This window comes from Pseudomonas sp. CH61 (genome assembly GCF_059429415.1).
Map to the genome: position 1 here is coordinate 4,222,725 of NZ_CM182098.1, position 23,921 is coordinate 4,246,645.

The following is a 23,921-nucleotide window of genomic DNA, read 5'->3' on the forward strand; positions in this document are numbered from 1 at the left end:
CAGTCCCCTCTCCCTACGGGCGGTCCGACGTTTCGGGAGGGCTAGGGTGAGGGGCGCTTTTGACCTAATCCGCCGAACGCGGCAATTGCAGAGTCACCCGCAACCCACCCTCACGCAGATTCTGCAGCGTCACTTCCCCGCCATGACTGTGGGCAATATTGCGCGCGATGCCCAACCCCAAGCCATAGCCCTGCTGCTGCCCCGCCAGCCTGAAGTGCGGCTCAAATACCTGCTCCAGCCGCTGCTCCGGCACCCCCGGCCCTTCATCATCAACGTGCAAGACAAACGCGCTGTCATCGTCATCAATGTGCAGATGCGCGTTCTGCCCATACTTCAACGCGTTGTCGATCAAATTGCCGATGCAGCGTTTCAACGCCAAAGGCTTGCCCGGATACGCCGCCAACGCCCGGCCATGCTGAGTCACGCGACCATTACCATTCGGTGCCAGATAGGGCTCGACCAGACAATCAAGCACGTGATTGAGATCCACCGGTTCGATGTTCTCGTGGATGTCAGTGTCTTTCACGCATTGCAGCGCACCTTTGACCAACAACTCCAGCTCATCCAGATCGCGACCGAATTTGGCCTGCAGCTTCTCGTCTTCAAGCAATTCGACGCGCAGACGCAAACGCGTGATTGGCGTACGCAGGTCATGGGAAATCGCGCTGAACAACTGGCTACGCTCGGTCAGGTAGCGACTGATACGCTCGCGCATGGTGTTGAAGGCGCGGCCCACTTCCACCACTTCACTGCCGCCGCCCTCGGCCACTGGTTCGACGTCGGCGCCCAGCGACAAATCCCGTGCAGCACGTGCCAGACGCTTGAGCGGCCGGCTCTGCCAGTGCACCAGCAGGCCGATGAACAGCAGCAAGAATCCGCTGGTGAGAACGATGAACCACACCTGTTGCGAGGGCAGGCCTTGCTCTTCAAGACTGGTGTACGGCTCGGGCAACAGTGAGGCGATGTACAGCCATTCGCCCGGCGCCATCTGAATCTGCGTGACCAGCACGGGTGGATTCACCGGTTCCAGGGTCAGCGCGTAATGCGCCCAGGAACGTGGTAATTCATCCAGCTTCAGCCCGGCGTTGAAAATCCGCAGATCCTCGGGGCTGACAAAAGTCACCGAAATATCGGTGTCATGGCCCAAGGTCTGCCGCAGCACTTCGTCGACCGCCTTCATCACCGCCGCTTTACGCGGTGTGACCGGCAGCACGTCCATGCCCAATGGTTTGTCGTTCAGGGTCACGACAAAGCGGGTGCCGCCCATACTGCGCAACTGATCGAGCACCAGCGGTCGATAAGCCACCGGCAACGAGCGGAAGTAACTGACGCTGGCGGTCATCGAATGGGCGAGGCTGCGGGCGCTGGTGACCAGACCTTCGAGCTGCGTGGCGCGCAGTTGCGAAACCCAGATCACGCTCGACAAGGTCTGCGCAAACAACACCGCCAGCAAGGTCAGCAACAACATCCGCCCGAGCAGCGAACGCGGCACCGGCACTTTGGCGGCGAGTTTGCGCAACGACTCAGTGAGCATTGCCGGCAACCACGTTGGCTGCCAGTTGATAGCCACTGCCGCGCACGGTGCGAATCAGTCGTGGCGGTTTCTCGGTATCGCGCAGGCGCTGGCGCAAACGGCTGACGGCCATGTCGACGATGCGATCGAGCGGCATCAGATCGCGACCCCGGGTGGCGTTGCCAATGGTGTCGCGGTCGAGGATTTCCTGCGGGTGATCGAGGAACAGCTTCAACAGGGCGAAGTCGGCACCGGAGAGAATCACTTCCTCGCCGTCAGTGTGAAACAGCCGATGGCTGACCATGTCCAGACGCCATTCATCGAAGGCCAGCACGTCACTGCCACTGCGCTCCTGGCCGAATTGCGCGCGACGCAGCAATGCCTTGATGCGGGCTTGCAGTTCGCGCGGGCTAAAGGGTTTGCCGAGGTAGTCGTCGGCACCGAGTTCCAGACCGATCACGCGGTCGGCTTCGTCGGAACTGGCGGTGAGCATGATGATCGGCACCTGCGCCTGACGCGGATGCTGTCGCACCCAACGGCACAGGCTGAAGCCGTCTTCGTCGGGCAGCATGACATCGAGGATCACCAGATCGCTCGGCGCCTCGTTGAGAGCCTGACGGAAACTGGCACCGTCGGCGGTGGCCCGTACCTGAAACCCGGCGCGGGTCAGGTAGGTTTCCAGCAACTCGCGTATTTCCTGGTCGTCATCGACCAACAATATCGACTTGTTGACTGAGCTCACTTCGAAGGCATCCTTGTTGTTGGAATTGGGGCGGATTATGCCTTAAGCATCAAACTAACAAACACTACAGAAACCCCTGTGGGAGCGAGCCTGCTCGCGAATCGGTTTTAACATTCAACAGATCTGTTGACTGACACACCGCTTTCGCGAGCAGGCTCGCTCCCACAATTGGATTGCATTTCAGGTCGGGATTGATTGATCCAGGGCTACACCGGCGCCAACCAGCCCGGAATACGGCGCTGTCACCAGCCACACCGGAATGCCTTTGAAGTAATCGCTCATGCAGCCTTTGTCAGCAAAGCTGCGGGCAAAACCGCTTTCGAGGAAGAAATCGGCAAAGCGTGGAATCACACCACCAACGATATACACCCCGCCACGTCCGCCCGTGGTCAGCACGTTGTTGCCGGCGACACGGCCGAGCCAGCAGCAGAACTGCTCCAGAACTTCCAGGGCAATCGGGTCACCGGCCAAACCAGCTGCGGTGATAGCTTCCGGCGTGTCGAGTGTCGGCTCATGCCCATCGACCGCACAGATCGCCCGGTAAACCCGTGGCAGACCGCCGCCGCTCAATGCGGTTTCCGCGCTGACATGGCCGATCTCGTTGTGGATGTGCTGCCACAACTGGGTTTCACGCGGGCTGCTCAGCGGCAGATCGACGTGACCGCCCTCGCCCGGCAACGCCGCAAAACGACCTTCACCCAGATCAAGCAAGGTACCGACGCCAAGGCCAGTGCCCGGGCCAATCACCACAGCAGGGCGCAACGGCTCCGGCGTACCCTCGCAAACCACGCGGAATTCGCCCGGCTGCAAACGGGTCATGCCCAACGCCATCGCCGAGAAGTCGTTGACCAGCAACAACTGCTCGACCTGCAAGGTTTTGCAGAACGCGGTGCGGCTCAGGCGCCAGTGGTTGTTGGTGAATTTGAATTCATCACCACTGACCGGGCCGGCCACCGACAGGCACACCGAACCGATCGAACCCGGCGCCAGACCGAGCCCGCTCAGGTAGAGGCTGATCGCCTCTTCCGGGCTGGCGTGGTCGGCCGTGGCCAGCACCTGAACCGATTGCAGTTGCTGGTTTTTCCACAACGCGAACCGCGCGTTGGTGCCTCCGATGTCACCGACCAAAGCCAGTTTCAATTAAGCGTCTCCAGGGCAGAAGTGAAGGCGCTGGCGCCCTGCTCCGCCGAGCTGAAGGCCAAACGCATAAAACCAAACAGTTCACGCCCGCTGCCAATGTTGTTGCCCAACAGGCCTTTGGCGGGTTCGCGTGCTGCAAATTCTGCGGCGTCGACCTTGAGTTCCAAGGTGCCTTTGACGCCATCGACGCGGATGATATCGCCCTCTTGCACGCGCGCCAAAGCGCCACCGACATAAGCCTCTGGGCTGACGTGAATCGCTGCGGGGATTTTCCCCGAGGCGCCGGACATGCGCCCGTCAGTCACCAGCGCGACTTTGAAGCCGCGATCCTGCAGCACGCCGAGGAACGGCGTCATCTTGTGCAACTCGGGCATGCCGTTGGAGCGCGGGCCCTGGAAGCGCATCACCGCGACGAAATCTTTTTCCAGCAGACCGGCCTTGAACGCATCGGCCAGGTCTTGTTGATCCTGGAACACCATTGCTGGCGCTTCAACGATCTGGTTTTCCAACGCGACAGCGGAGACCTTCATCACACCGCGACCGAGGTTGCCTTCCATCACCCGCAAACCGCCTTCCTGCGAGAACGCACGGGCGACCGGGCGCAGAATGTTTTCGTCGAGGCTGTCGACCGGGCCTTCGCGCCAGACCAGTTCGCCGTTATCAAGGAACGGCTCTTTGGTGTACTTGCTCAAACCGTGTCCGAGCACGGTGTTGACGTCTTCGTGCAGCAGGCCGGCGCCGAGCAGTTCGCGAATGAGGAACGACATGCCGCCCGCAGCCTGGAAGTGGTTGATGTCGGCTTTGCCGTTCGGGTACACGTGGCTCAGGGTCGGCACGACTTCGGAGAGGTCGGCCATGTCCTGCCAGGTCAGTTGAATGCCCGCGGCCATGGCGATGGCCGGCATGTGCAGGGTGTGGTTGGTCGAACCGCCGGTGGCGTGCAGCGCGACAATCGAGTTGACCAGCGACTTCTCGTCGACGATTTCGCCGATCGGCATGAAGTTGCCGTTCTGCTTGGTCAGGCGCGTCACTTGATGCGCGGCTTCGCGGGTCAGCGCATCACGCAGCGGCGTGTTCGGGTTGACGAAAGAGGCGCCCGGCAAGTGCAGGCCCATGACTTCCATCAGCAACTGGTTGGTGTTGGCGGTGCCGTAGAAGGTGCAGGTGCCCGGGCTGTGGTAGGACTTCATCTCCGATTCCAGCAGCTCTTCGCGGGTGGCTTTGCCTTCGGCGTACTTCTGGCGCACGTCGGCTTTTTCCTTGTTGGAAATCCCCGAGACCATCGGCCCGCCCGGGACGAAAATCGTCGGCAGGTGGCCAAAGCGCAGCGAGCCCATCATCAGGCCCGGGACGATCTTGTCGCAGATGCCGAGCATCAGTGCGCCGTCGAACATGTTGTGCGACAACGCCACAGCGGTCGACATGGCGATCACTTCGCGGCTCGGCAGGCTCAGTTCCATGCCCGGCTCGCCTTGGGTGACACCGTCGCACATCGCCGGAGTGCCGCCAGCGAATTGGCCGACCGAGCCGATTTCGCGCAGGGCGTTCTTGATCTGTTCCGGGAACACTTCGTACGGCTGGTGCGCCGAGAGCATGTCGTTATACGAAGAAACAATGGCGATGTTCGCCGAGTTCATCATCCGCAGGCTGTGCTTGTCTTCGCTGCCGCACCCGGCCACGCCGTGGGCGAAGTTGGCGCATTGCAGCTTGCCGCGCATCGGCCCGTCAGTGGCGGCGCCGCGAATCAGTGCAAGGTAAGCCTGACGCGTGGCGCGGCTGCGGGCGATAAGCCGTTCGGTGACCTCAAGGACGCGGGGATGCATGTGTAGAACTCCAGGCTAACGGATGTGGCGACCTGATTGTCTATGCTGATCAAACGCCGTTGTTGTTGGAATGACAGACGGCTTTTTTGACCATTCGGACCAGTTGATTCAGGTCACTCGTTGTAGATAAAACAAAATATTGCCACTAAAAAGGCTTGTTTTCTATTTTTATGCGAATAATCTTGTAATTCCAACAACAAAACGACGGCGGCGCTGTTCCATGACTCTTCGAATCGCAATCAATGGTTTTGGCCGCATCGGCCGTAATGTCCTGCGCGCACTGTATACCCAAGGCTATCGACAGGATTTGCAGATCGTCGCCATCAACGATCTGGGTGACAGCTCGATCAATGCCCATCTGCTCAAATACGACACCGTTCACGGCACGTTCGACGCGCAAGTCGAGCATGACAATGAAAGTCTGACCGTCAACGGCGACCGCATTGCGGTCAGCGCGATTCGCAACCCGGCCGAACTGCCATGGGCGGCGGAAAAGATTGATGTGGTGTTCGAATGCACCGGTCTCTTCACCGACCGCGCCAAAGCCGCCGCGCATATTACTGCCGGCGCGCGCAAAGTGATCATCTCTGCCCCGGCAAAAGGCGCCGACGCCACCGTCGTTTATGGTGTGAACCACGACATTCTGCGCCAATCGCACCAGATCATCTCCAACGCTTCGTGCACCACCAACTGCCTGGCACCGGTGGCACAAGTGCTGCACCGCGAGCTGGGGATCGAAAGCGGTCTGATGACCACTATTCATGCCTACACCAACGATCAGAACCTCACCGACGTCTATCACACCGACCCGTATCGCGCGCGTTCGGCCACGCAGAACATGATCCCGAGCAAGACCGGCGCCGCTGAAGCGGTGGGCCTGGTGTTGCCGGAACTGGCCGGCAAACTGACCGGCATGGCCGTGCGAGTGCCGGTGATCAATGTGTCGCTGGTGGATTTGACCGTGCAGCTGAAAAAAGAAGTCAGCGCCGAGGAAGTCAACGCGCTGATGAAAGCCGCCAGCCAACACTCGAAGATTCTCGGCTTCAACACCCTGCCGCTGGTATCCAGCGACTTCAACCATAATCCGCTGTCGTCGATCTTCGATGCCAACCACACCAAATCCAGCGGCAAACTGCTGAAAGTGCTGGCCTGGTATGACAACGAGTGGGGCTTCTCGAATCGCATGCTGGATAACTGCCTGGCGCTGTGTAACGCCGAATAATCTCAAGCAATCCCCTATCTCTGTGGGAGCGAGCCTGCTCGCGAATACGATGTGTCATTCAACATTTATGTTGGCTGATCCACCGCTTTCGCGAGCAGGCTCGCTCCCACAGTTTTTTGCGCAGCTTTCAAAATCAGGGCTTGACCATTCGACTAGATGATAAGCATTATCATTCGCTTGAAATCGATCAGGTCCTCCCGTGAGTCAATCGCGCTTCAACCACGTCTTCCTCACCCAGCGCACCTCCTTGCTGCGAACGCTGGAACGGATGGTCAACAATCACAGCACCGCTGAAGACCTGCTGCAGGAGACCTACCTGCGTGTGACGCGGGCGTTGAGCGAGCGGGCCATCGATCACCTCGAACCTTTTGTCTTCCAGACCGCGCGCAATCTGGCGCTGGATCATTTGCGCGCGCGCAAGATCCACTCGCGAACGATGGTCGATGATGTGCCGCAGGATGTCGTGCACAGCATCGCCGCCCCGGCCAGCAGCGCCGAAGACGCCGCCCACGCCGAACAGATGCTGGAGCGCCTGAACGTGAGCCTCAGTCAACTCAGCCCCCGCCAGCAGCAGATTTTCATCCTCAGCCGTTTGCACGGGAACAGTTATCAGGAAATCGCTGATGAGCTGAACGTCTCCCTCAGCACCGTACAAAAAGAATTGAAGCTGATCATGAGCATTTGCATCGGCGTCGCCGAACGTCTGAATGGCGACTGAGGCTGTAGGGCTTTTCTGTAAGTGCCAGGATCGACTGCACGGATCATCGGGCTTTGTTACCCTTGCCCGACTTTTACGCTTCACTTGAAAAAACAGCCGTGCGCAGACACTGCCGAGGAAACACCGTGACGGACACCCACCGCTCGCCTTCGCCGGATTCGGTGCAGGACGCTGCAAACGCAATGGACCAGGCTTTGGACTGGCTCATCGTGCTCGGCAGCCCGGACGAGGAGCAGACCCGGCAGTTTCATGCCTGGCTGGCGGCCGATCCGTTGAATGCCGATGCGTTTGCCAAGGCCCAGGCGATCTGGGACGGCCCGCAAGTCGCCCTGTGCGCGCAAAGCCTGGCGGCGAAACCTGCGAAAGTCACCGTCCTCAAGCGTCTGCGTCCGCACTGGAAACCGCTGGCCACCGCCGCGGTGCTGATCCTTGGCTTGTTCAGTTTCAGTAATCTGCCGATGCGCCTTCAGGCCGATCACCTCACGGTGGTTGGCGAGCGTCAGCGTCTGCAACTGGAGGACGGCTCGAAAGTTCTGCTCAATACCAACTCGGCATTCTCCAGCACCATCAACGATCAACAGCGTGTTGCCCGGTTGTTTCAGGGCGAGGCGTTTTTCGAGATTGCCAGCGGCCGCAGTCAACCGCTGGAAATCGATGCCGGGCCGGTCACTGCCAGCGTGCGCGATACTGCGTTCGCGGTGCGTTATCTCGATGGCGTCGCGCAGGTCAATGTGCAACGTGGCGACGTCGATCTGCGCGCCACCCACAACGATGCTCGCGTGCGTCTGACTGCCGGTGAGAGCATCCGCATTGGCCCCAACGGTTTCGACCGCCCGGCCAAACTCGACGCCAACACCGATCTGGCCTGGGTCCAGGGCCGACTGGTGTTCGAGAACTGCCCGCTGAATCAGGTGCTGGCCGAATTGCGCCGCTACTACCCGGGCTGGATCATCAACACCAACGAGCAACTGGCCGACGTCGCCGTGACCGGCAATTACCGTCTCGATCAGCCGCTCGACGTGGTTCGCTCCCTCGCTCAGATCACCTCGGCGCAACTGAAAGAATTCCCCGCCGTGGTCATCCTGAACTAAATGAGAATTATTTTTACTCGATAGCCAACGTCAGTACGTCTCGTTATAGCCAATGCAATTGATTCGCAACACGCGAAGCCAATCAGCCCCTATAAAGATTCGTGCGACACGGAGCGCTATCGATGTCCTCACACCTTACCCGCCAGACTTCCTCCCCTTCCCGCGTCTTGTCGCTGCTGACCGCGGCCATCCTGATGGCCGGCACTGCGCCACTGATGGCTGCCACCGAGCAACCGACGCGCAACATGGGCGATTACTCGTTCGCCATCGGCCAGCAGCCGCTGGTGTCGGCACTCAATGCCTTCACCGCCGTGACCGGTTGGCAGGTCGGCTTGCCGGCAGAACTGGGTCAGGGCGTGTCGTCGCCGGGCGTGCGTGGCTCGCTGCCAGCGGAAAAAGCCCTGGAGCGTCTGTTGGTGGGGACCAACCTGAGCTTCCGCAAAATCAGCAACAATAATGTGGTGCTGGAAAAGCGCAACGCCAGCGGCACGCTCAATCTCGATCAGGTGACCATCAGCGCCACCCGTCAGGAGCAGTCGGTCAACAGCGTGCCGGCCACCGTCACCGTGCAGACCCGCCAGGACCTGGACCGCAACAACGTCAACACCATCAAGGATCTGGTGCGTTATGAGCCGGGCGTATCCGTCGGCGGCGCCGGCACCCGTGGCGGTATCAGCGGCTATAACATTCGCGGTATCGACGGCGACCGCATCCTGACGCAGGTTGACGGCGTGGAAGTGCCAGACGGTTTCTTCAACGGCCCGTATGCCAAGACCCAGCGTAATTACGTTGACCCGGAAATCGTCAAGCGCGTGGAAATCCTCCGTGGCCCGGCCTCGGTGCTCTACGGCAGCAACGCCATCGGCGGCGCCGTCAGCTACTACACCCTCGATGCCGACGACATCATCAAGCCCGGCAAAGACGTCGGCGCGCGTCTGAAAACCGGTTACAGCTCCGCCGATGACAGCTGGCTGAAGTCCGCCACGGTTGCCGGCCGTGCCGACCAGTTCGACGGTTTGCTGCACTACAGCCAACGCGACGGTCACGAGACCGATTCCTACGGCAGCAACAATGGCACTGGCCTTGAACGCACTGCGGCCAACCCGGAAGACGTGAACGCCTACAACGTGCTAGCCAAGATCGGCTGGAACTACAACGAAGATTCGCGTCTGGGCCTGACCTACGAAAAGTACAAGGATGATCGCGACACCGATCAGAAAAGTGCTTACGGCGGCCCGTACTTCAACGGCGCCCCGACCATCCCCGACAGCGTGCTGCCCGGCGGCATGTACCAGTGGCGCACCGGCAACGATACGATCACCCGTGAGCGTTTCGGCATCGAGCACTCGTTCGCCCTCGACAGCCTGCTGGTCGACAACGTGAAGTGGAGCCTCAACCACCAGATCGCCAAAACCGACCAGAGCACCACCGAGTTCTACTACCCGATCACCCGCCAAGTGCTGCGTACTCGTGACACGATCTACGAAGAAAAGCAGTGGGTCTTCGATGCGCAACTGGACAAGGCGTTCGCCATCGGCGACACCGATCACGTCCTGACTTACGGCACCACCCTCAAGCAACAGAAAGTCACCGGTTCGCGCAGCGGCGACGGCACTTGCCTGGCCGTCGGTCGTGGCTGCACCGCCATCGGTGCGACCAGTACCGCTGACGTGTTGGCCAAAGCCACCGACTTCCCGGACCCGACCATCAACACCTACAGCGTGTTCGCTCAGGATCAGATCAGCTGGAACAACTGGACCTTCCTGCCGGGCCTGCGCTACGACTACACCCAGCTCAAGCCGCACATCACTCAGGAATTCCTCAACACCGTGGCGGCGGACGGCCAAGGCACGGTCAGCGACGAGAACAGGACCTGGCACAAAGTCTCGCCGAAATTCGGCCTGACCTACGCCCTGACCGAGAATTACACCTGGTACGGTCAGTACGCCGAAGGCTTCCGCACCCCGACCGCGAAAGCCCTGTACGGCCGCTTCGAAAACACCACCACCGGTTACAGCGTGGCGCCGAACCCGGACCTCGAACCGGAGAAAAGCAAAAGCTATGAAACCGGTCTGCGCGGCAACTTCGAACACGGTTCGTTTGACGTAGCGGTGTTCTATAACAAGTACCGCGACTTCATCAACGAAGACGCTGTGACCCCGGGCCGCAACGAGCTGACCTTCCAGTCGGCCAACATCAAGCACGCCACGATCAAGGGTGCGGAAGTCAAAGGTCGCCTGAATCTGGATGCGTTCGGCGCGCCGCAAGGCCTCTACACCCAAGGCTCGATTGCCTATGCCTACGGTCGCAACAACGACAACGGCGAGCCGATCAACAGCGTCAACCCGCTGACCGGCGTGTTCGGTCTGGGTTACGACCAGGACAACTACGGTGGCCTGCTGAGCTGGACCGTGGTGAAGAAAAAGGATCGCGTCGACGACAGCAACTTCAAGTCGCCGGATGGCGTCAGCAGCCAGTTCAAAACCCCGGGCTTCGGCATCCTTGATCTGGCCGGTTATTACAAAGTCACCGACGACGTCACCGTCAGCGGCGGCATCTACAACCTGACCGACAAGAAATACTGGCTGTGGGATGACGTGCGCGGTTACGACAGCGTCGGCGAAGCCTCGGTGACGCAGCCGGCCAACCTCGATCGCCTGACCCAACCGGGCCGCAACTTCGCGATCAATCTGATCTGGGATATCTGATCCGGCGAACCTCACTGCGCGTGTTCTGGCACCGCGCCGTGAGGTTTTTTTACGCTTGCACGTCGCCTTGTTCGTCTCGTTATCAAGCGCCTCTTTTATCAAGGACATGTCATGACCACTTCGGAAAAAGCCCTGCGTTCACAACGCCTGAACCAGATCACCCATGAGCCGCACAGCAAACTCGATGCGCTGGTGAAGGCTCACGCGCCGTTCGAGACCCGCGCCAATTTCGCCCGTTTTGTCGTCGCGCAGTACCTGTTCCAGTCGGAACTGGTCGAGCTGTACAACGATGCAGAATTGACTGCGATCGTCCCGGATCTGCCGGCGCGTTGCCGCGCCGAAGCGGCCAAGGCTGACCTAGCCGACCTCGACACCGAAGTGCCGGCACCGGTCGCAGGCGCGGTGAAAAACCCGAGCAAGGCTCGCGCACTGGGTTGGATTTTTGTCTCCGAAGGTTCGAAGCTCGGTGCGGCGTTCCTGATCAAACGCGCCGTGGCGCTGGAGCTGAGCGAATCTTTTGGCGCCCGTCACTTGGGTGAGCCAGAAGGTGGCCGGGCCGAAGGCTGGAAAAGCTTCGTACGCACCCTCGATTCGCTGCAGTTCAGCGCTGAAGAAGAAGCTGAAGTCGAGCAAGGTGCGATCGACGCGTTCAACCGCTTCACCGTACTGCTGGAACAGGCTTACGCCACCGAAGCCGAACCGGCCTGACACAACACACATCCCCTGTAGGAGTGAGCCTGCTCGCGATGGCGTCCTGTCATTCAACATGAATGTCGACTGATACACCGCTATCGCGAGCAGGCTCACTCCTACAGGGGAACTGCAACAACCTGTAAGATCTCCATTCCGCTTCAGAAGCCACCGCTGAGCCCATGCCGCAACCCGCCTCCTCGAAACTCGCCCGTCTGCTGTTCGGCCTGCTGGCCTATGTCAGCCTTGGCATCGGCTTGATCGCCATTGTCGTGCCCGGCCTGCCGACCACCGAGTTCATCCTCCTCGCCGCCTGGGCCGCGACCCGCAGTTCGCCGCGCCTGAGTGCCTGGCTGGAAAACCATCGGCTGTTCGGGCCGATCCTCAGCAACTGGCGCAACGGCAAGATCATCGCGCGCAAGGCCAAAGTCAGCGCGACAGTGAGCATGTTGCTTTGCGCGACGTTAATGCTGGTGATGCTCGAGCACGGCTGGCCGGTCTATCTGGCGATTGCCGGGATGAGCCTGGGCAATCTGTGGATCTGGTCGCGCCCGGAATCTCTGGCTAAAACTGTCTGATCACGCTCGCCACAAGTCTCTCCCGCCCGTGACAAGCGCCGTCACCGTCCTGAAACATCCCTGTAATTATTCGCTTTTTCAGCACTTTCCCCTGCGCAAACGTTTAGCGCTGACCGTCCGTCGGCACGCGCCTCATGACCTCTGCTTCCACGCCGATGAGCATTGAATGGCGCTGAATGGATTTGGCGAACCGGATAGTTCATATCCGCCTGCCACCCGTTTATTCATTCGCGAGATCGCCCCATGTTCGACGCTCTGTCCATTCGCCTGAAAATCGTTCTGCTCTCCGGCCTGTGCCTGCTCGGTGTGGTCGCGCTGATCGTCGGCATGAACATCTACCAGACCAACCAGAACGACGAACTGGTCAGCAACTCCAGCAACAAATTGCTCACCGCCAGTGTGCAGAATCTGTTGCAAGCCAAAGCCGCCGAACAAGCGGTGCGGGTGCAGAAAACCTTCGGCGAAAGCCTGACGGTGATCACGGCCGTAGCGGATCAGATCAAGGACATGCGGGTAATGGCCGCCAAGCGTTCACTGGACGCCGGTGCGTTGCGCGAAGAGTTGAACCTGAGCCTGAAAACCGCTTTTGAACGCAACGACAAAGTGCTGGGCATCTGGCTCGCTTTCGAACCGAATGCTCTCGACGGCAAGGACAGCGAATTCGCCAACGATGCCGCCCGCCAATCCAACGAAGCCGGGCGCTTCGCGACTTACTGGAGCCGCGCCGCCGGTGCCTCGCTGAACACCATCATGGTCGAAGAAGACCTGACCAAAACCACCCTCAGCGTCAGCGGCACGCCCTACAACAGTTGGTACACCTGCCCTCGCGACAACAAGCGTACCTGCCTGCTCGACCCGTATGCCGACACCGTCGGTGGCAAGGAAATGCTCATGACGACCATTTCCGTGCCGTTGATCGTCGACGGCAAAGCCATCGGCGTGGTCGGTGTCGACATCGCCCTCGACGCCCTGCAAGCGGCGGCTGTGGATTCCCAGCGCAGCCTGTTCAACAACGCCGGGCATATGCTGATCGTCTCCGGCAGCGGCGTGCTCGGCGCCGACAGTTCCGACGCGAGCAAGGTCGGCAAAAAGATCAGCGACACCCTCGGTGCCGATGGCAAAGACGTGCTGCAACTGCTGACTTCTGGCACACCGAAGATCCTCGAACAGGGCGACCTGATTCGTGCGGTGTACCCGGTCGATCCGATCGGTAACTCGCGCGCTTGGGGCGTGGTCATCGACCTGCCGAAACAAGTGTTGTTGGCTGACTCGGTCAAACTGCAAGCGGTACTCGACGATGCTCAGGAAACCGGCGTAATCACAGCGCTGCTGGTCGCCGTGGTTGCCGGCCTGGTTGGCCTGCTGCTGATCTGGCTGACCGCGTCCGGCGTCACCCGGCCGATCAACAGCGTCGCCGAGATGCTGAAAAATATTGCCAGCGGCGAAGGCGATCTGACCCAGCGTCTGAACTACAGCAAAAAAGATGAACTGGGCGAACTGGTCAACTGGTTCAACCGTTTCCTCGACAAGCTGCAACCGACCATCGCGCAGATCAAACAGAGCATCACCGAAGCCCGTGGCACCGCCGACCAGTCTTCGGAAATCGCCCGCCAGACCAGTGAAGGCATGCAGGTGCAGTTCCGCGAGATCGACCAGGTCGCCACCGCCTCCAACGAAATGAGCGCCACCGCCCACGACGTCGCCAACAGCGCATCGAACGCAGCCAATGCCGCGAAAGGTGCCGATCAGTCGGCGAAGGACGGCATGTCGATCATCGAGCGCAGCACCCGCGACATCAATCAACTGGCCGATGAAGTCAGCAAAGCGGTGACCGAGGTTGAAGCGCTGGCGGTGAACAGCGAGCAGATCGGCTCGGTACTGGAAGTGATCCGCAGCATCGCCGAACAGACCAACCTGCTCGCCCTCAACGCGGCGATTGAAGCCGCTCGCGCCGGTGAGAGTGGCCGTGGTTTTGCCGTCGTCGCCGACGAAGTGCGCAACCTCGCCAAGCGCACGCAGGATTCGGTGGAGGAAATCCGCATCGTGATCGAGCGCATTCAGACCGGCACCCGTGGCGTGGTCGCGACCATGCATTCGAGCCAGACCCAGGCGCATAACAACGCCGGGCAGATTCGTCAGGCGGTGGATGCGCTGGGCAAGATCAGCGATGCGGTGACGGTGATCAGCGACATGAACCTGCAGATTGCCAGCGCGGCTGAGCAGCAGAGTGCGGTGGCCGAAGAGGTCAATCGCAATGTCTCGGCGATTCGTACCGTTACCGAAACATTGACTGAACAAGCCACTGAATCGGCAGCGATCAGCAGCCAGCTCAATGCTTTGGCCAGTCAGCAGATGAAGTTGATGGATCAGTTCCGCGTCTAAGCCACACTGCATTTCCCTTGTAGGAGTGAGCCTGCTCGCGATCGCGGTGGATCAGTGGAGCATGTGTCGACTGACCCACCGCGATCACGAGCAGGCTCACTCCTACAGGAGCTTTCATCTAATCCAATGATTTTTTGCACTATCATCGCCCTCTCGCTCCGGAGGGCCTTCGATGACTGATTTACTCACGTCCATTCAAGCCGCACTCGGCTTGTCACACACGCCGATTCCGTTCACAGATCGTGGCGCCCTGCCCTCGGCGTTCGCCGTTACCGAGCTTGCCTGCGCCAGCATGGCCGCGGCCGGTCAGGCCGTTAGCCAATTGATCGAACAGCAGACCGGTCACTTGCCCGACGTTGAAGTCGACCGACGCCTGGCCTCGTTCTGGTTCTCGACCTCGCTGCGCCCGATGGGCTGGCAAGTACCACCGCTGTGGGACCCGGTTGCCGGCGACTACGCCACACAGGATGGCTGGATCCGCCTGCACACCAACGCCCCGCATCACCGCGCTGCCGCTGAACGTGTGCTCGGTGCCTGCGCCGACCGTGCTGCGATGGCGGCGAAAGTCGCGCAATGGGCAAGTACGGATCTGGAACAAGCGGTGGTCGAGGCCAAGGGCTGCGCCGCCGAAATGCGCAGTTGGGCCCAGTGGCAGACGCATCCGCAGGGGCTGGCGGTGAATGCCGAGCCGCTGGTGCATTTCCTCGATTCGCAAGATAAAAGCAGCCAAACCTGGCAAGGCTCGGTGGCGCAACCGTTGGCCGGGATCAAGGTACTGGATCTGACGCGCGTACTCGCCGGCCCCACTGCCAGCCGTTTTCTCGCGGGCCTTGGCGCCGACGTATTGCGCATCGATTCCCCGACCTGGAACGAGCCCGGTGTCGTCCCGGAAATGACCCTCGGCAAACGCTGCGCGCGGTTGAATCTGCATGACTCGGCAGATCGTGCGGTGTTCGAAAGTCTGCTGAAGGACGCCGATATTCTGCTGCACGGCTACCGCGCCGACGCACTGGAGCATCTCGGTTTCGGCGTTGAGCGCCGTCGTCAGCTCGCACCGGGCCTGATCGATGTCGCCCTCAACGCCTACGGCTGGAGCGGCCCGTGGCAGAACCGCCGCGGCTTCGACAGTCTGGTGCAGATGAGCAGCGGCATCGCCGAGGCCGGCCAGCGCTGGCAACAGGCCGATAAACCGACGCCGTTGCCGGTGCAGGCGCTGGATCATGCGACGGGGTATTTGATGGCGGCGAGTGCGATCAGATTGCTGACTGAGCGGTTGGCGAATGGCCGAGCGGGCTCGGCGCGATTGTCGCTGGCGCGGACGGCGAAGTTGTTGATCGAGTCTGCGCCGGGGACAACCGAAGCGCTACGTGCCGAGGATGAACAGGATCAGGTGGTGTCGGTGGAGCAAACCCCGTGGGGCCCGGCGCATCGCTTGCAGGTGCCGGTGAAGATCAGCGGCACACCGATTCAGTGGGCGTTGCCGGCCACAGAACTGGGTTCGCACCGGCCACAGTGGTGAATCTGAAACCGCTATCGCGAGCAGGCTCACTCCTACAGTTGACCGCATTTCTACTGATGGAACGCGGTTTACTGTAGGAGTGAGCCTGCTCGCGATGAGGCCTGAATTGACCAAGCGACATTCGGATCAGTCCGCACGGCTCAAAGATGTCCACAAAAGCTGCGCCGCATACCCTCGATAAGGCCGCCACGCCTCAGCGCGCAACGACAATTCCCGCTCTGTCGGCCGCTCGCCTTCCAGCACCTCCAACGCTCGCAACAACCCGACATCCCTGGTCGGAAACCCATCCAGATCGCGCAACTGCCGCAACGCAATGTACTGCGCCGTCCACTCGCCAATCCCGTGCAAGGCCAACAACCGCGCCACGCCACCCTCGCGATTCGGTTCAAACAAAGAAGGCTCATCCAGCAACGCTTGCACCACACCCGACAGCGTCCGCCCGCGACTTTTCGGCATGCCCAGCGCCGCCAGATCTGCCGCTGCCAACACGTCCGCCTCAGGAAACACATGGGTCAATCCAGGCACGCCCGAATCCAGCGGCGCGCCATATTGCCCAACCAGTTTCCCCGCCAAACGAATCGCCGCCAGCACCGTAATCTGCTGCCCGAGCACCGCGCGAAACGCCAATTCCAAGCCATCCCACGCACCGGGAATCCGCAGCCCCGGACGCTCGGCAATCAACCGCGCCAGCAACGGATCACTCGCCAAATGCCCTTGCATCAGCGCCAGATCCGCATCCAGATCAAACATCCGCCGCAACCTGATAACGATCTCGGGCACCATCAACGGATCAGGAAAATCCAGCTCAACCACCAAGGCATTCCCTGCCTCAGGCCAAATTGAAACCGTGCCATGAAGCCCGTTCAACCCGATGCTGCGCGAGTACATTCCATCGACCACAACCTCCATCCCAACCACCGCCCGCGCCGCGAGAAACCCCAACATCGCCGCCCAGTCATACGGTGGCTGATACTCAAGCGACAACCTCACAACGACAGCACACCGCTGTACAAACCATAAGCCGCCAGCCCCGCACCGATGACCACGCAGGTAAAAATGCCCTTCTCGACATGGGTGAACAGTGGCTCGCCCGCCTCATGCTTGGCCTTGGCAAACAGGATCACCCCCGGCGCATACAGCAACGCCGACAGCAGCAAATACTTCACCCCGCCGGCGTACAGCAACCACACCGCATACCCCAGCGCGATGCCGCCGATCAGCAGGTCCTTGGTGCGTTCGGCCGAGGCATGCTCATAGGTTTCGCCGCGTCCGCTAAGCAGCACCGCGTACGCCGCCGACCACAGATACGGCACCAGAATCATCGACGAGGCCAGATAAATCAGGCTGGTGTAAGTGCCCGCCGAAAACAGCGTGATCAAGAGGAAAATCTGGATCATCACGTTGGTCAGCCACAACGCATTGACCGGCACATGGTTCTTGTTTTCCTTTTTCAGGAACGCCGGCATGGTCTTGTCCTTGGCCGTGGCGAAGAGGATTTCCGCACACAGCAAGGCCCAGGACAGCAACGCACCGAGCAGTGAAATCGCCAGACCGATGCTGATCAACAACGCGCCCCACGGCCCGACGATGTGCTCAAGCACCGCCGCCAGTGACGGGTTCTGCAGATTCGCCAGTTCCGGCTGGCTCATGATCCCCAGCGACAGCACGTTGACCAGCACCAACAGCGCCAGCACGCCGACAAAACCGATGACCGTGGCGCGACCGACGTCGCTGCGTTTTTCCGCTCGCGCCGAATACACACTGGCGCCTTCGATGCCGATGAACACGAACACCGTGACCAGCATCATGTTGCGCACCTGATCCATCACCCCGCCGAAATTCGGGTTGCTGGTGCCCCAGATATCGCGGGTGAAAATGTCAGCCTTGAAGGCGACGGCAGCGATGACGATGAACATGATCAGCGGCACGACTTTGGCCACCGTGGTCAGCTGATTGATCAGCGCCGCCTCCTTGATCCCGCGCATCACCAGAAAATGCACGGCCCACAGCAACACCGAGGCACAGCCGATGGCGATCGGAGTATTGCCCTGGCCAAACACCGGAAAAAAATACCCAAGGGTGCTGAACAGCAAGACGAAATAACCGACGTTGCCCAGCCAGGCACTGATCCAGTAACCCCACGCCGACGAGAAACCCATGTAGTCGCCAAACCCGGCCTTGGCGTAGGCATACACGCCGGAATCCAGTTCCGGCTTGCGATTGGCCAGCGTCTGAAACACGAACGCCAGGGTCAGCATGCCAATCGCGGTGATCCCCCAGCCGATCAGAATCGCCCCGGCATCGGCGCGCGCCGCCATGTTCTGTGGCAGCGAGAAAATCCCCCCGCCAATCATCGAACCCACCACCAGGGCGATCAACGCGCCTAATCGCAGCTTTTGCGTCGGTTGCGACATTTCAGTTTCCCTTTGAATGTGTGGTGAGAATTGGATTTTAACGACGATTAACTAAACGGATAAAGGTAGATGACGTTTATCAAGTAACGCCAATCAACGCCCATTTTTATATAGCCGATGACGCTAACGCTCTAGCACGCTAAGTCGGTTTTGTGCGCTGATCCCGATAATTCAATTCTGTACTGAAAACAGAGGCGGAAAATTTGCCAAAAGCTGAAAAAGAACTAGCGTGATAATTCGAAAGTAATACTAGTCATTCCCAAAGATGTAGCCACAACGCCTCTAGGACGGGCCTTGCAGGTAGGAGCTTTATGCCTTCAGTCGAAGCCTAAGTCATTCATTAACAATGGAATGTGACCATGCACTGATCTAAGTCAGCTGTTTGAACAGACAACAGAACTACGCTGTGATCTCTTCTCTCCTGCAATGGAGTCATGCAAATGTCTGAAGCTCCCGGAAAACTACGACTAGGTGCACTGGTTGCATTGGTAGTCGGCTCAATGATCGGTGGCGGGATATTCTCCTTGCCTCAAAACATGGCCGCCAGCGCCGACGTCGGTGCGGTACTTATCGGTTGGGCCATCACCGCTGTCGGCATGCTCACCCTCGCTTTTGTCTTCCAAACCCTCGCCAATCGCAAGCCTGACCTGGACGGCGGCGTCTACGCCTACGCCAAGGCCGGTTTTGGCGATTACATGGGTTTCTCGTCCGCTTGGGGTTACTGGATCAGCGCCTGGCTGGGTAACGTCGGTTACTTCGTTCTGCTGTTCAGCACCCTCGGCTATTTCTTTCCGGTTTTCGGTGAGGGCAACACCGTTGCTGCGGTGATTGGCGCCTCGGTGCTGTTGTGGGCGGTGCACTTTCTGGTGCTGCGCGGGATCAAGGAAGCGGCGTTCATCAACCTGGTGACCACGGTCGCCAAGGTCGTACCGCTGCTGCTGTTCGTGTTGATCGCAGTGTTCGCCTTCAAACTGGACATCTTCACCGCCGACATCTGGGGCATCAAAAATCCGGATCTGGGCAGTGTGATGAACCAGGTGCGCAAGATGATGCTGGTCACCGTGTGGGTGTTCATCGGCATCGAGGGCGCGAGCATCTTCTCCGCCCGCGCCGAAAAACGCTCGGACGTCGGTAAGGCCACCGTGATCGGCTTCATCACCGTGCTGCTGTTCCTGGTGCTGGTCAACGTGCTGTCGCTGGGCATCATGACCCAACCGGAACTGGCGAAACTGCAGAACCCGTCGATGGCCGCCGTGCTTGAGCATGTGGTCGGTCACTGGGGCGCGGTGCTGATCAGCGTCGGCCTGATTATTTCCCTGCTGGGGGCGCTGCTGTCGTGGGTGCTGCTGTGTGCGGAGATCATGTTCGCCGCTGCCAAAGACCACACCATGCCGGAGTTCCTGCGCAAGGAAAACGCCAACCACGTACCGGTCAACGCCCTGTGGCTGACCAACGCGATGGTGCAGATTTTCCTGATCATCACGCTGTTCTCGGCGAGTACTTACCTGTCGCTGATCTACCTCGCCACTTCGATGATTCTGGTGCCGTACCTGTGGTCGGCTGCCTACGCCCTGCTGCTGGCGGTGCGCGGTGAAAGTTACGAAGGCTTCGCGGCCGAACGGCGCAAGGATCTGATTATCGGCGGCATCGCGCTGATCTATGCGGTGTGGCTGCTGTATGCCGGCGGGGTCAAGTATCTGCTGCTCTCGGCCCTGCTCTACGCACCCGGCGCGATCCTGTTCGCCAAGGCCAAGCTGGAACTCAAACAACCGATTTTCACTAACGTCGAGAAGCTGATTTTCGCCGCAGTGGTCGTGGGTGCCCTGGTGGCGGCCTACGGTCTCTACGACGGCTTCCTGACTCTGTAATCCCTGATTGATTTGTTATCTGGAGGATCTGAAATGACCACGGAAAAAGTTAAGTACGGCGTCCATTCCGAAGCCGGCAAACTGCGCAAAGTCATGGTGTGTTCCCCAGGTCTGGCCCATCAGCGGCTGACCCCGAACAACTGCGATGAGCTGCTGTTCGACGACGTGCTCTGGGTGGCCCAGGCCAAGCGCGACCACTTCGACTTCGTGACTAAAATGCGTGAGCGCGGCATCGATGTGCTGGAAATGCACAACCTGCTCACCGACATCGTCGCTAACCCTGAGGCACTGGACTGGATTCTCGAGCGCAAGGTCACCGCCGACTCGGTGGGCCTGGGCCTGATCAACGAAGTGAAGTCCTGGCTGAAGAGCCTCGAGCCACGGCACATCGCCGAGTTCCTGATTGGCGGCGTGTCTGCCGATGACCTGCCGGACAGCTTCGGTGGCAAGACCATCCAGATGTTCCGCGACTTCCTCGGCCACTCCAGCTTCATTCTGCCGCCGCTGCCGAACACCCAGTTCACCCGCGACACCACCTGCTGGATCTACGGCGGCGTGACGCTGAACCCGATGTACTGGCCGGCGCGCCGTCAGGAAACCCTGCTGGCCACCGCCATCTACAAATTCCACCCACAGTTCACCAACGCCGAATTCGAGATCTGGTACGGCGATCCGGACAAGGAACACGGCAGCTCGACCCTTGAAGGCGGCGACGTCATGCCAATCGGCAACGGCGTGGTGCTGATCGGTATGGGCGAACGCTCGTCCCGCCAAGCCATCGGCCAACTGGCGCTGAACCTGTTCAAGAACAAAGCCGTGGAAAAAGTCATCGTCGCCGGCCTGCCGAAGTCCCGCGCCGCGATGCACCTCGACACCGTGTTCAGCTTCTGCGACCGCGACCTGGTGACGATTTTCCCGGAAGTAGTGAATCAGATCGTCGCGTTCACCCTGCGCCCTGACGAAAGCAAACAGGGCGGCATCGACATCCGCCGCGAAGAAGGCACCTTCCTCGACACCGTGGCCAAAGCCCTCAACCTGCCGAAGCTGCGCGTGGTGGAAACCGGCGGCAACAGCTTCGCCGCCGAACGCGAGCAATGGGACGACGGCAACAACGTGGTTGCGGTGGAACCGGGCGTGGTAATCGGCTACGACCGCAACACCTACACCAACACCCTGCTGCGCAAGGCCGGCGTGGAAGTCATCACCATCAGCGCCGGTGAATTGGGCCGAGGCCGTGGCGGCGGCCACTGCATGACCTGCCCGATCATCCGCGACCCGATCGATTACTAAACCTCTGAGCCCTGGCCGACACTTACAACGTGCGGCCAGGGGGATAACCGACACCGAAGGAGATCCATCATGGCTTTTAACATTCACAACCGTAACCTGCTCAGCCTGGAACACCACACCCCACGTGAGCTGCGTTACCTGCTCGACCTGTCCCGCGACCTGAAACGCGCGAAATACACCGGCACCGAGCAACAACACCTGAAGGGCAACAACATCGCCCTGATCTTCGAAAAAACCTCGACCCGTACCCGTTGCGCGTTCGAAGTGGCGGCGTATGACCAAGGCGCTAACGTCACCTACATCGACCCGAACTCCTCGCAGATCGGCCACAAAGAAAGCATGAAAGACACCGCCCGCGTGCTGGGGCGCATGTACGACGCTATCGAGTACCGTGGCTTCAAACAGGAAATCGTCGAAGAGCTGGCCAAGTTCGCCGGTGTGCCGGTGTTCAACGGTCTGACCGATGAATATCACCCGACTCAGATGATCGCCGACGTGCTGACCATGCGTGAACACGCCGACAAGCCGATCCATGACATCAGCTACGCCTACCTCGGCGATGCGCGCAACAACATGGGCAACTCGCTGCTGCTGGTCGGCGCCAAGCTCGGCATGGACGTGCGCATCTGTGCACCGAAAGCGCTGTGGCCACTGGATGATCTGGTCGAGCGTTGCCACAAATATGCGGAAGAAAGTGGCGCACGTATCACCCTGACTGAAGACCCGAAAGCGGCGGTCAAAGGCGTCGACTTTATTCACACCGACGTTTGGGTATCGATGGGCGAACCGGTGGAAGCGTGGGCCGAGCGTATCCAGCAACTGCTGCCGTATCAGGTCAACGCTGAACTGATGAAAGCCAGCGGCAACCCGCGCACCAAGTTCATGCATTGCCTGCCGGCGTTCCACAATAGCGATACCAAAGTCGGCAAACAGATTGCCGAGCAGTATCCGCACCTGAAAAACGGCATCGAAGTGACCGACGACGTGTTCGAGTCGCCTGCCTGCATCGCCTTCGAGCAAGCGGAAAACCGCATGCACACGATCAAGGCGATTCTGGTCTCGACCCTGGCTGATCTGTAACTGAAATAGCTCCCACTGAAGGAACCGGTGCCAAAGGTGGGAGCGAGCCTGCTCGCGAAAGCGGTGGGTCATTCAACAGAGATGTCGACTGATCTGACGCCTTCGCGAGCAGGCTCGCTCCCACAGGGGATCCCGGTTCCTACAGGAAGATCGAGTTGTTTGCCTCTCCTCTGATTAGAAGGACATGCACCATGCGTATCGTCGTAGCGCTGGGCGGTAACGCCCTGCTCCGCCGTGGTGAACCGATGACCGCTGACAATCAGCGCGCCAACATCCGCATCGCCACCGAGCAAATCGCCAAGATCCATCCTGGCAACCAACTGGTCATCGCCCACGGCAATGGCCCGCAAGTCGGCCTGCTGTCGTTGCAAGCGGCGGCCTACACCTCCGTCACCCCTTACCCGCTGGACGTGCTCGGTGCCGAAACCGAAGGCATGATCGGCTACATCATCGAACAGGAACTGGGCAATCTGCTCGACTTCGAAGTGCCGTTCGCCACCCTGCTCACTCAGGTCGAAGTCGACGCCAAAGACCCGGCCTTCCAGAACCCGACCAAACCGATCGGCCCGGTTTACGACAAGGCCGAAGCAGAAAAACTCGCTGCTGAAAAAAGCTGGGCGATTGCTCCAGATGGCGACAAGTTCCGCCGTGTGGTGGCCAGCCCACGGCCAAAACGCATCTTCGAAATCCGCCCGATCAAATGGCTGCTGGACAAGGGCAGCATCGTGATCTGCGCCGGTGGCGGCGGGATTCCGACCATGTACGACGAGAACCGCAACCTCAAAGGCATCGAGGCGGTGATCGACAAGGACCTGTGCTCGTCGCTGCTCGCCGAGCAACTGGAAGCCGACCTGCTGGTGATCGCCACGGACGTCAACGCGGCGTTCATCGATTACGGCAAACCGACGCAGAAAGCCATTGCCGAAGCGCACCCGGACGAACTCGAACGCCTCGGTTTCGCCGCTGGTTCCATGGGGCCGAAGGTACAGGCAGCCTGCGAATTCGCGCGCCATACTGGCAAGGTCGCGGTGATCGGTTCGTTGGCGGATATCGAAGCGATTGTCCAGGGTACTGCCGGTACTCGCGTGACCACGGCGAAGCCGGGCATCACTTACCGATAATCAGAAACTCCGGGGGCAGGCC

The 23,921-nt window shown here is 60.1% G+C and carries 17 protein-coding genes and 2 pseudogenes; 13 read left to right on the top strand and 6 right to left on the bottom strand.

Features of this window, described 5'->3' with window-relative positions:
• Positions 1 to 64 precede the first annotated feature (64 nt).
• The 4 genes from AC5SEM_RS18955 to edd all read right to left on the bottom strand — a co-directional run bounded on the left by AC5SEM_RS18955 (position 65) and on the right by edd (position 5,218).
• Positions 65 to 1,534: an ATP-binding protein gene (locus tag AC5SEM_RS18955; RefSeq protein ID WP_007917878.1), complete on the bottom strand. Its 1,470-nt coding sequence runs from the start codon at positions 1,532 to 1,534 to the stop codon at positions 65 to 67.
• Positions 1,524 to 2,255, bottom strand: coding sequence for a response regulator (locus AC5SEM_RS18960; RefSeq protein WP_007917879.1), 732 nt, complete (start codon positions 2,253 to 2,255; stop codon positions 1,524 to 1,526). The genes AC5SEM_RS18955 and AC5SEM_RS18960 overlap by 11 nt, the downstream gene beginning before the upstream one ends.
• Before the next feature lie 180 nt (positions 2,256 to 2,435).
• Positions 2,436 to 3,395 (bottom strand): glucokinase, encoded by a 960-nt coding sequence (locus AC5SEM_RS18965; RefSeq protein ID WP_123593660.1) that lies wholly within the window; start codon positions 3,393 to 3,395, stop codon positions 2,436 to 2,438.
• On the bottom strand, positions 3,392 to 5,218 hold the full coding sequence (gene edd, locus AC5SEM_RS18970) for a phosphogluconate dehydratase (protein ID WP_137218817.1): 1,827 nt from the start codon (positions 5,216 to 5,218) through the stop codon (positions 3,392 to 3,394). The genes AC5SEM_RS18965 and edd overlap by 4 nt, the downstream gene beginning before the upstream one ends.
• 220 nt (positions 5,219 to 5,438) lie before the next feature.
• Here edd and gap point away from each other — a divergent pair, with 220 nt between their 5' ends.
• From gap to AC5SEM_RS19015, 9 genes and pseudogenes are all read left to right on the top strand, one after another.
• Positions 5,439 to 6,440, top strand: coding sequence for a type I glyceraldehyde-3-phosphate dehydrogenase (gap, locus tag AC5SEM_RS18975; RefSeq protein ID WP_495471027.1), 1,002 nt, complete (start codon positions 5,439 to 5,441; stop codon positions 6,438 to 6,440).
• A gap of 199 nt (positions 6,441 to 6,639) precedes the next feature.
• On the top strand, positions 6,640 to 7,158 hold the full coding sequence (locus tag AC5SEM_RS18980) for an RNA polymerase sigma factor (RefSeq protein ID WP_122598769.1): 519 nt from the start codon (positions 6,640 to 6,642) through the stop codon (positions 7,156 to 7,158).
• A 125-nt stretch (positions 7,159 to 7,283) separates the two neighbouring features.
• Entirely contained in the window at positions 7,284 to 8,249 is a 966-nt protein-coding gene (locus tag AC5SEM_RS18985) for a FecR family protein (RefSeq protein ID WP_495471028.1), read from the top strand.
• 122 nt (positions 8,250 to 8,371) lie between these two features.
• Positions 8,372 to 10,957: a TonB-dependent receptor gene (locus AC5SEM_RS18990; RefSeq protein WP_495471029.1), complete on the top strand. Its 2,586-nt coding sequence runs from the start codon at positions 8,372 to 8,374 to the stop codon at positions 10,955 to 10,957.
• Positions 10,958 to 11,068: 111 nt separating this feature from the next.
• The gene (locus tag AC5SEM_RS18995) at positions 11,069 to 11,665 is read left to right on the top strand and encodes a biliverdin-producing heme oxygenase (protein ID WP_123593665.1); all 597 of its coding nucleotides are present in this window, start codon (positions 11,069 to 11,071) and stop codon (positions 11,663 to 11,665) included.
• A gap of 164 nt (positions 11,666 to 11,829) precedes the next feature.
• On the top strand, positions 11,830 to 12,225 hold the full coding sequence (locus tag AC5SEM_RS19000) for a YbaN family protein (RefSeq protein WP_495471030.1): 396 nt from the start codon (positions 11,830 to 11,832) through the stop codon (positions 12,223 to 12,225).
• Between the two features lie 516 nt (positions 12,226 to 12,741).
• A pseudogene (locus AC5SEM_RS19005) lies at positions 12,742 to 13,749 on the top strand (methyl-accepting chemotaxis protein); the annotation flags it as partial.
• 330 nt (positions 13,750 to 14,079) lie between these two features.
• Positions 14,080 to 14,607: pseudogene (locus AC5SEM_RS19010) on the top strand (methyl-accepting chemotaxis protein); the annotation flags it as partial.
• Between the two features lie 172 nt (positions 14,608 to 14,779).
• On the top strand, positions 14,780 to 16,126 hold the full coding sequence (locus AC5SEM_RS19015) for a CoA transferase (protein WP_495471031.1): 1,347 nt from the start codon (positions 14,780 to 14,782) through the stop codon (positions 16,124 to 16,126).
• Positions 16,127 to 16,252: 126 nt separating this feature from the next.
• Here the strand turns inward: AC5SEM_RS19015 and AC5SEM_RS19020 are convergent, their stop codons facing one another.
• Positions 16,253 to 17,116 (bottom strand): DNA-3-methyladenine glycosylase family protein, encoded by an 864-nt coding sequence (locus tag AC5SEM_RS19020; RefSeq protein ID WP_495471032.1) that lies wholly within the window; start codon positions 17,114 to 17,116, stop codon positions 16,253 to 16,255.
• On the bottom strand, positions 17,113 to 18,540 hold the full coding sequence (gene arcD, locus AC5SEM_RS19025) for an arginine-ornithine antiporter (protein WP_495471033.1): 1,428 nt from the start codon (positions 18,538 to 18,540) through the stop codon (positions 17,113 to 17,115). Before arcD (AC5SEM_RS19025) ends, AC5SEM_RS19020 begins: the two co-directional genes overlap by 4 nt.
• Positions 18,541 to 18,980: 440 nt before the next feature.
• Here arcD (AC5SEM_RS19025) and arcD (AC5SEM_RS19030) point away from each other — a divergent pair, with 440 nt between their 5' ends.
• From arcD (AC5SEM_RS19030) to arcC, 4 genes are all read left to right on the top strand, one after another.
• Complete coding sequence (gene arcD / locus AC5SEM_RS19030; RefSeq protein WP_095121300.1) at positions 18,981 to 20,408, top strand: arginine-ornithine antiporter; 1,428 nt, start codon at positions 18,981 to 18,983, stop codon at positions 20,406 to 20,408.
• 33 nt (positions 20,409 to 20,441) lie between these two features.
• Entirely contained in the window at positions 20,442 to 21,698 is a 1,257-nt protein-coding gene (gene arcA, locus AC5SEM_RS19035) for an arginine deiminase (protein WP_150774425.1), read from the top strand.
• A 69-nt stretch (positions 21,699 to 21,767) separates the two neighbouring features.
• The gene (locus AC5SEM_RS19040; protein ID WP_016983839.1) at positions 21,768 to 22,778 is read left to right on the top strand and encodes an ornithine carbamoyltransferase; all 1,011 of its coding nucleotides are present in this window, start codon (positions 21,768 to 21,770) and stop codon (positions 22,776 to 22,778) included.
• Between the two features lie 191 nt (positions 22,779 to 22,969).
• Positions 22,970 to 23,899, top strand: coding sequence for a carbamate kinase (gene arcC / locus AC5SEM_RS19045; protein ID WP_495471034.1), 930 nt, complete (start codon positions 22,970 to 22,972; stop codon positions 23,897 to 23,899).
• Positions 23,900 to 23,921: the final 22 nt, after the last annotated feature.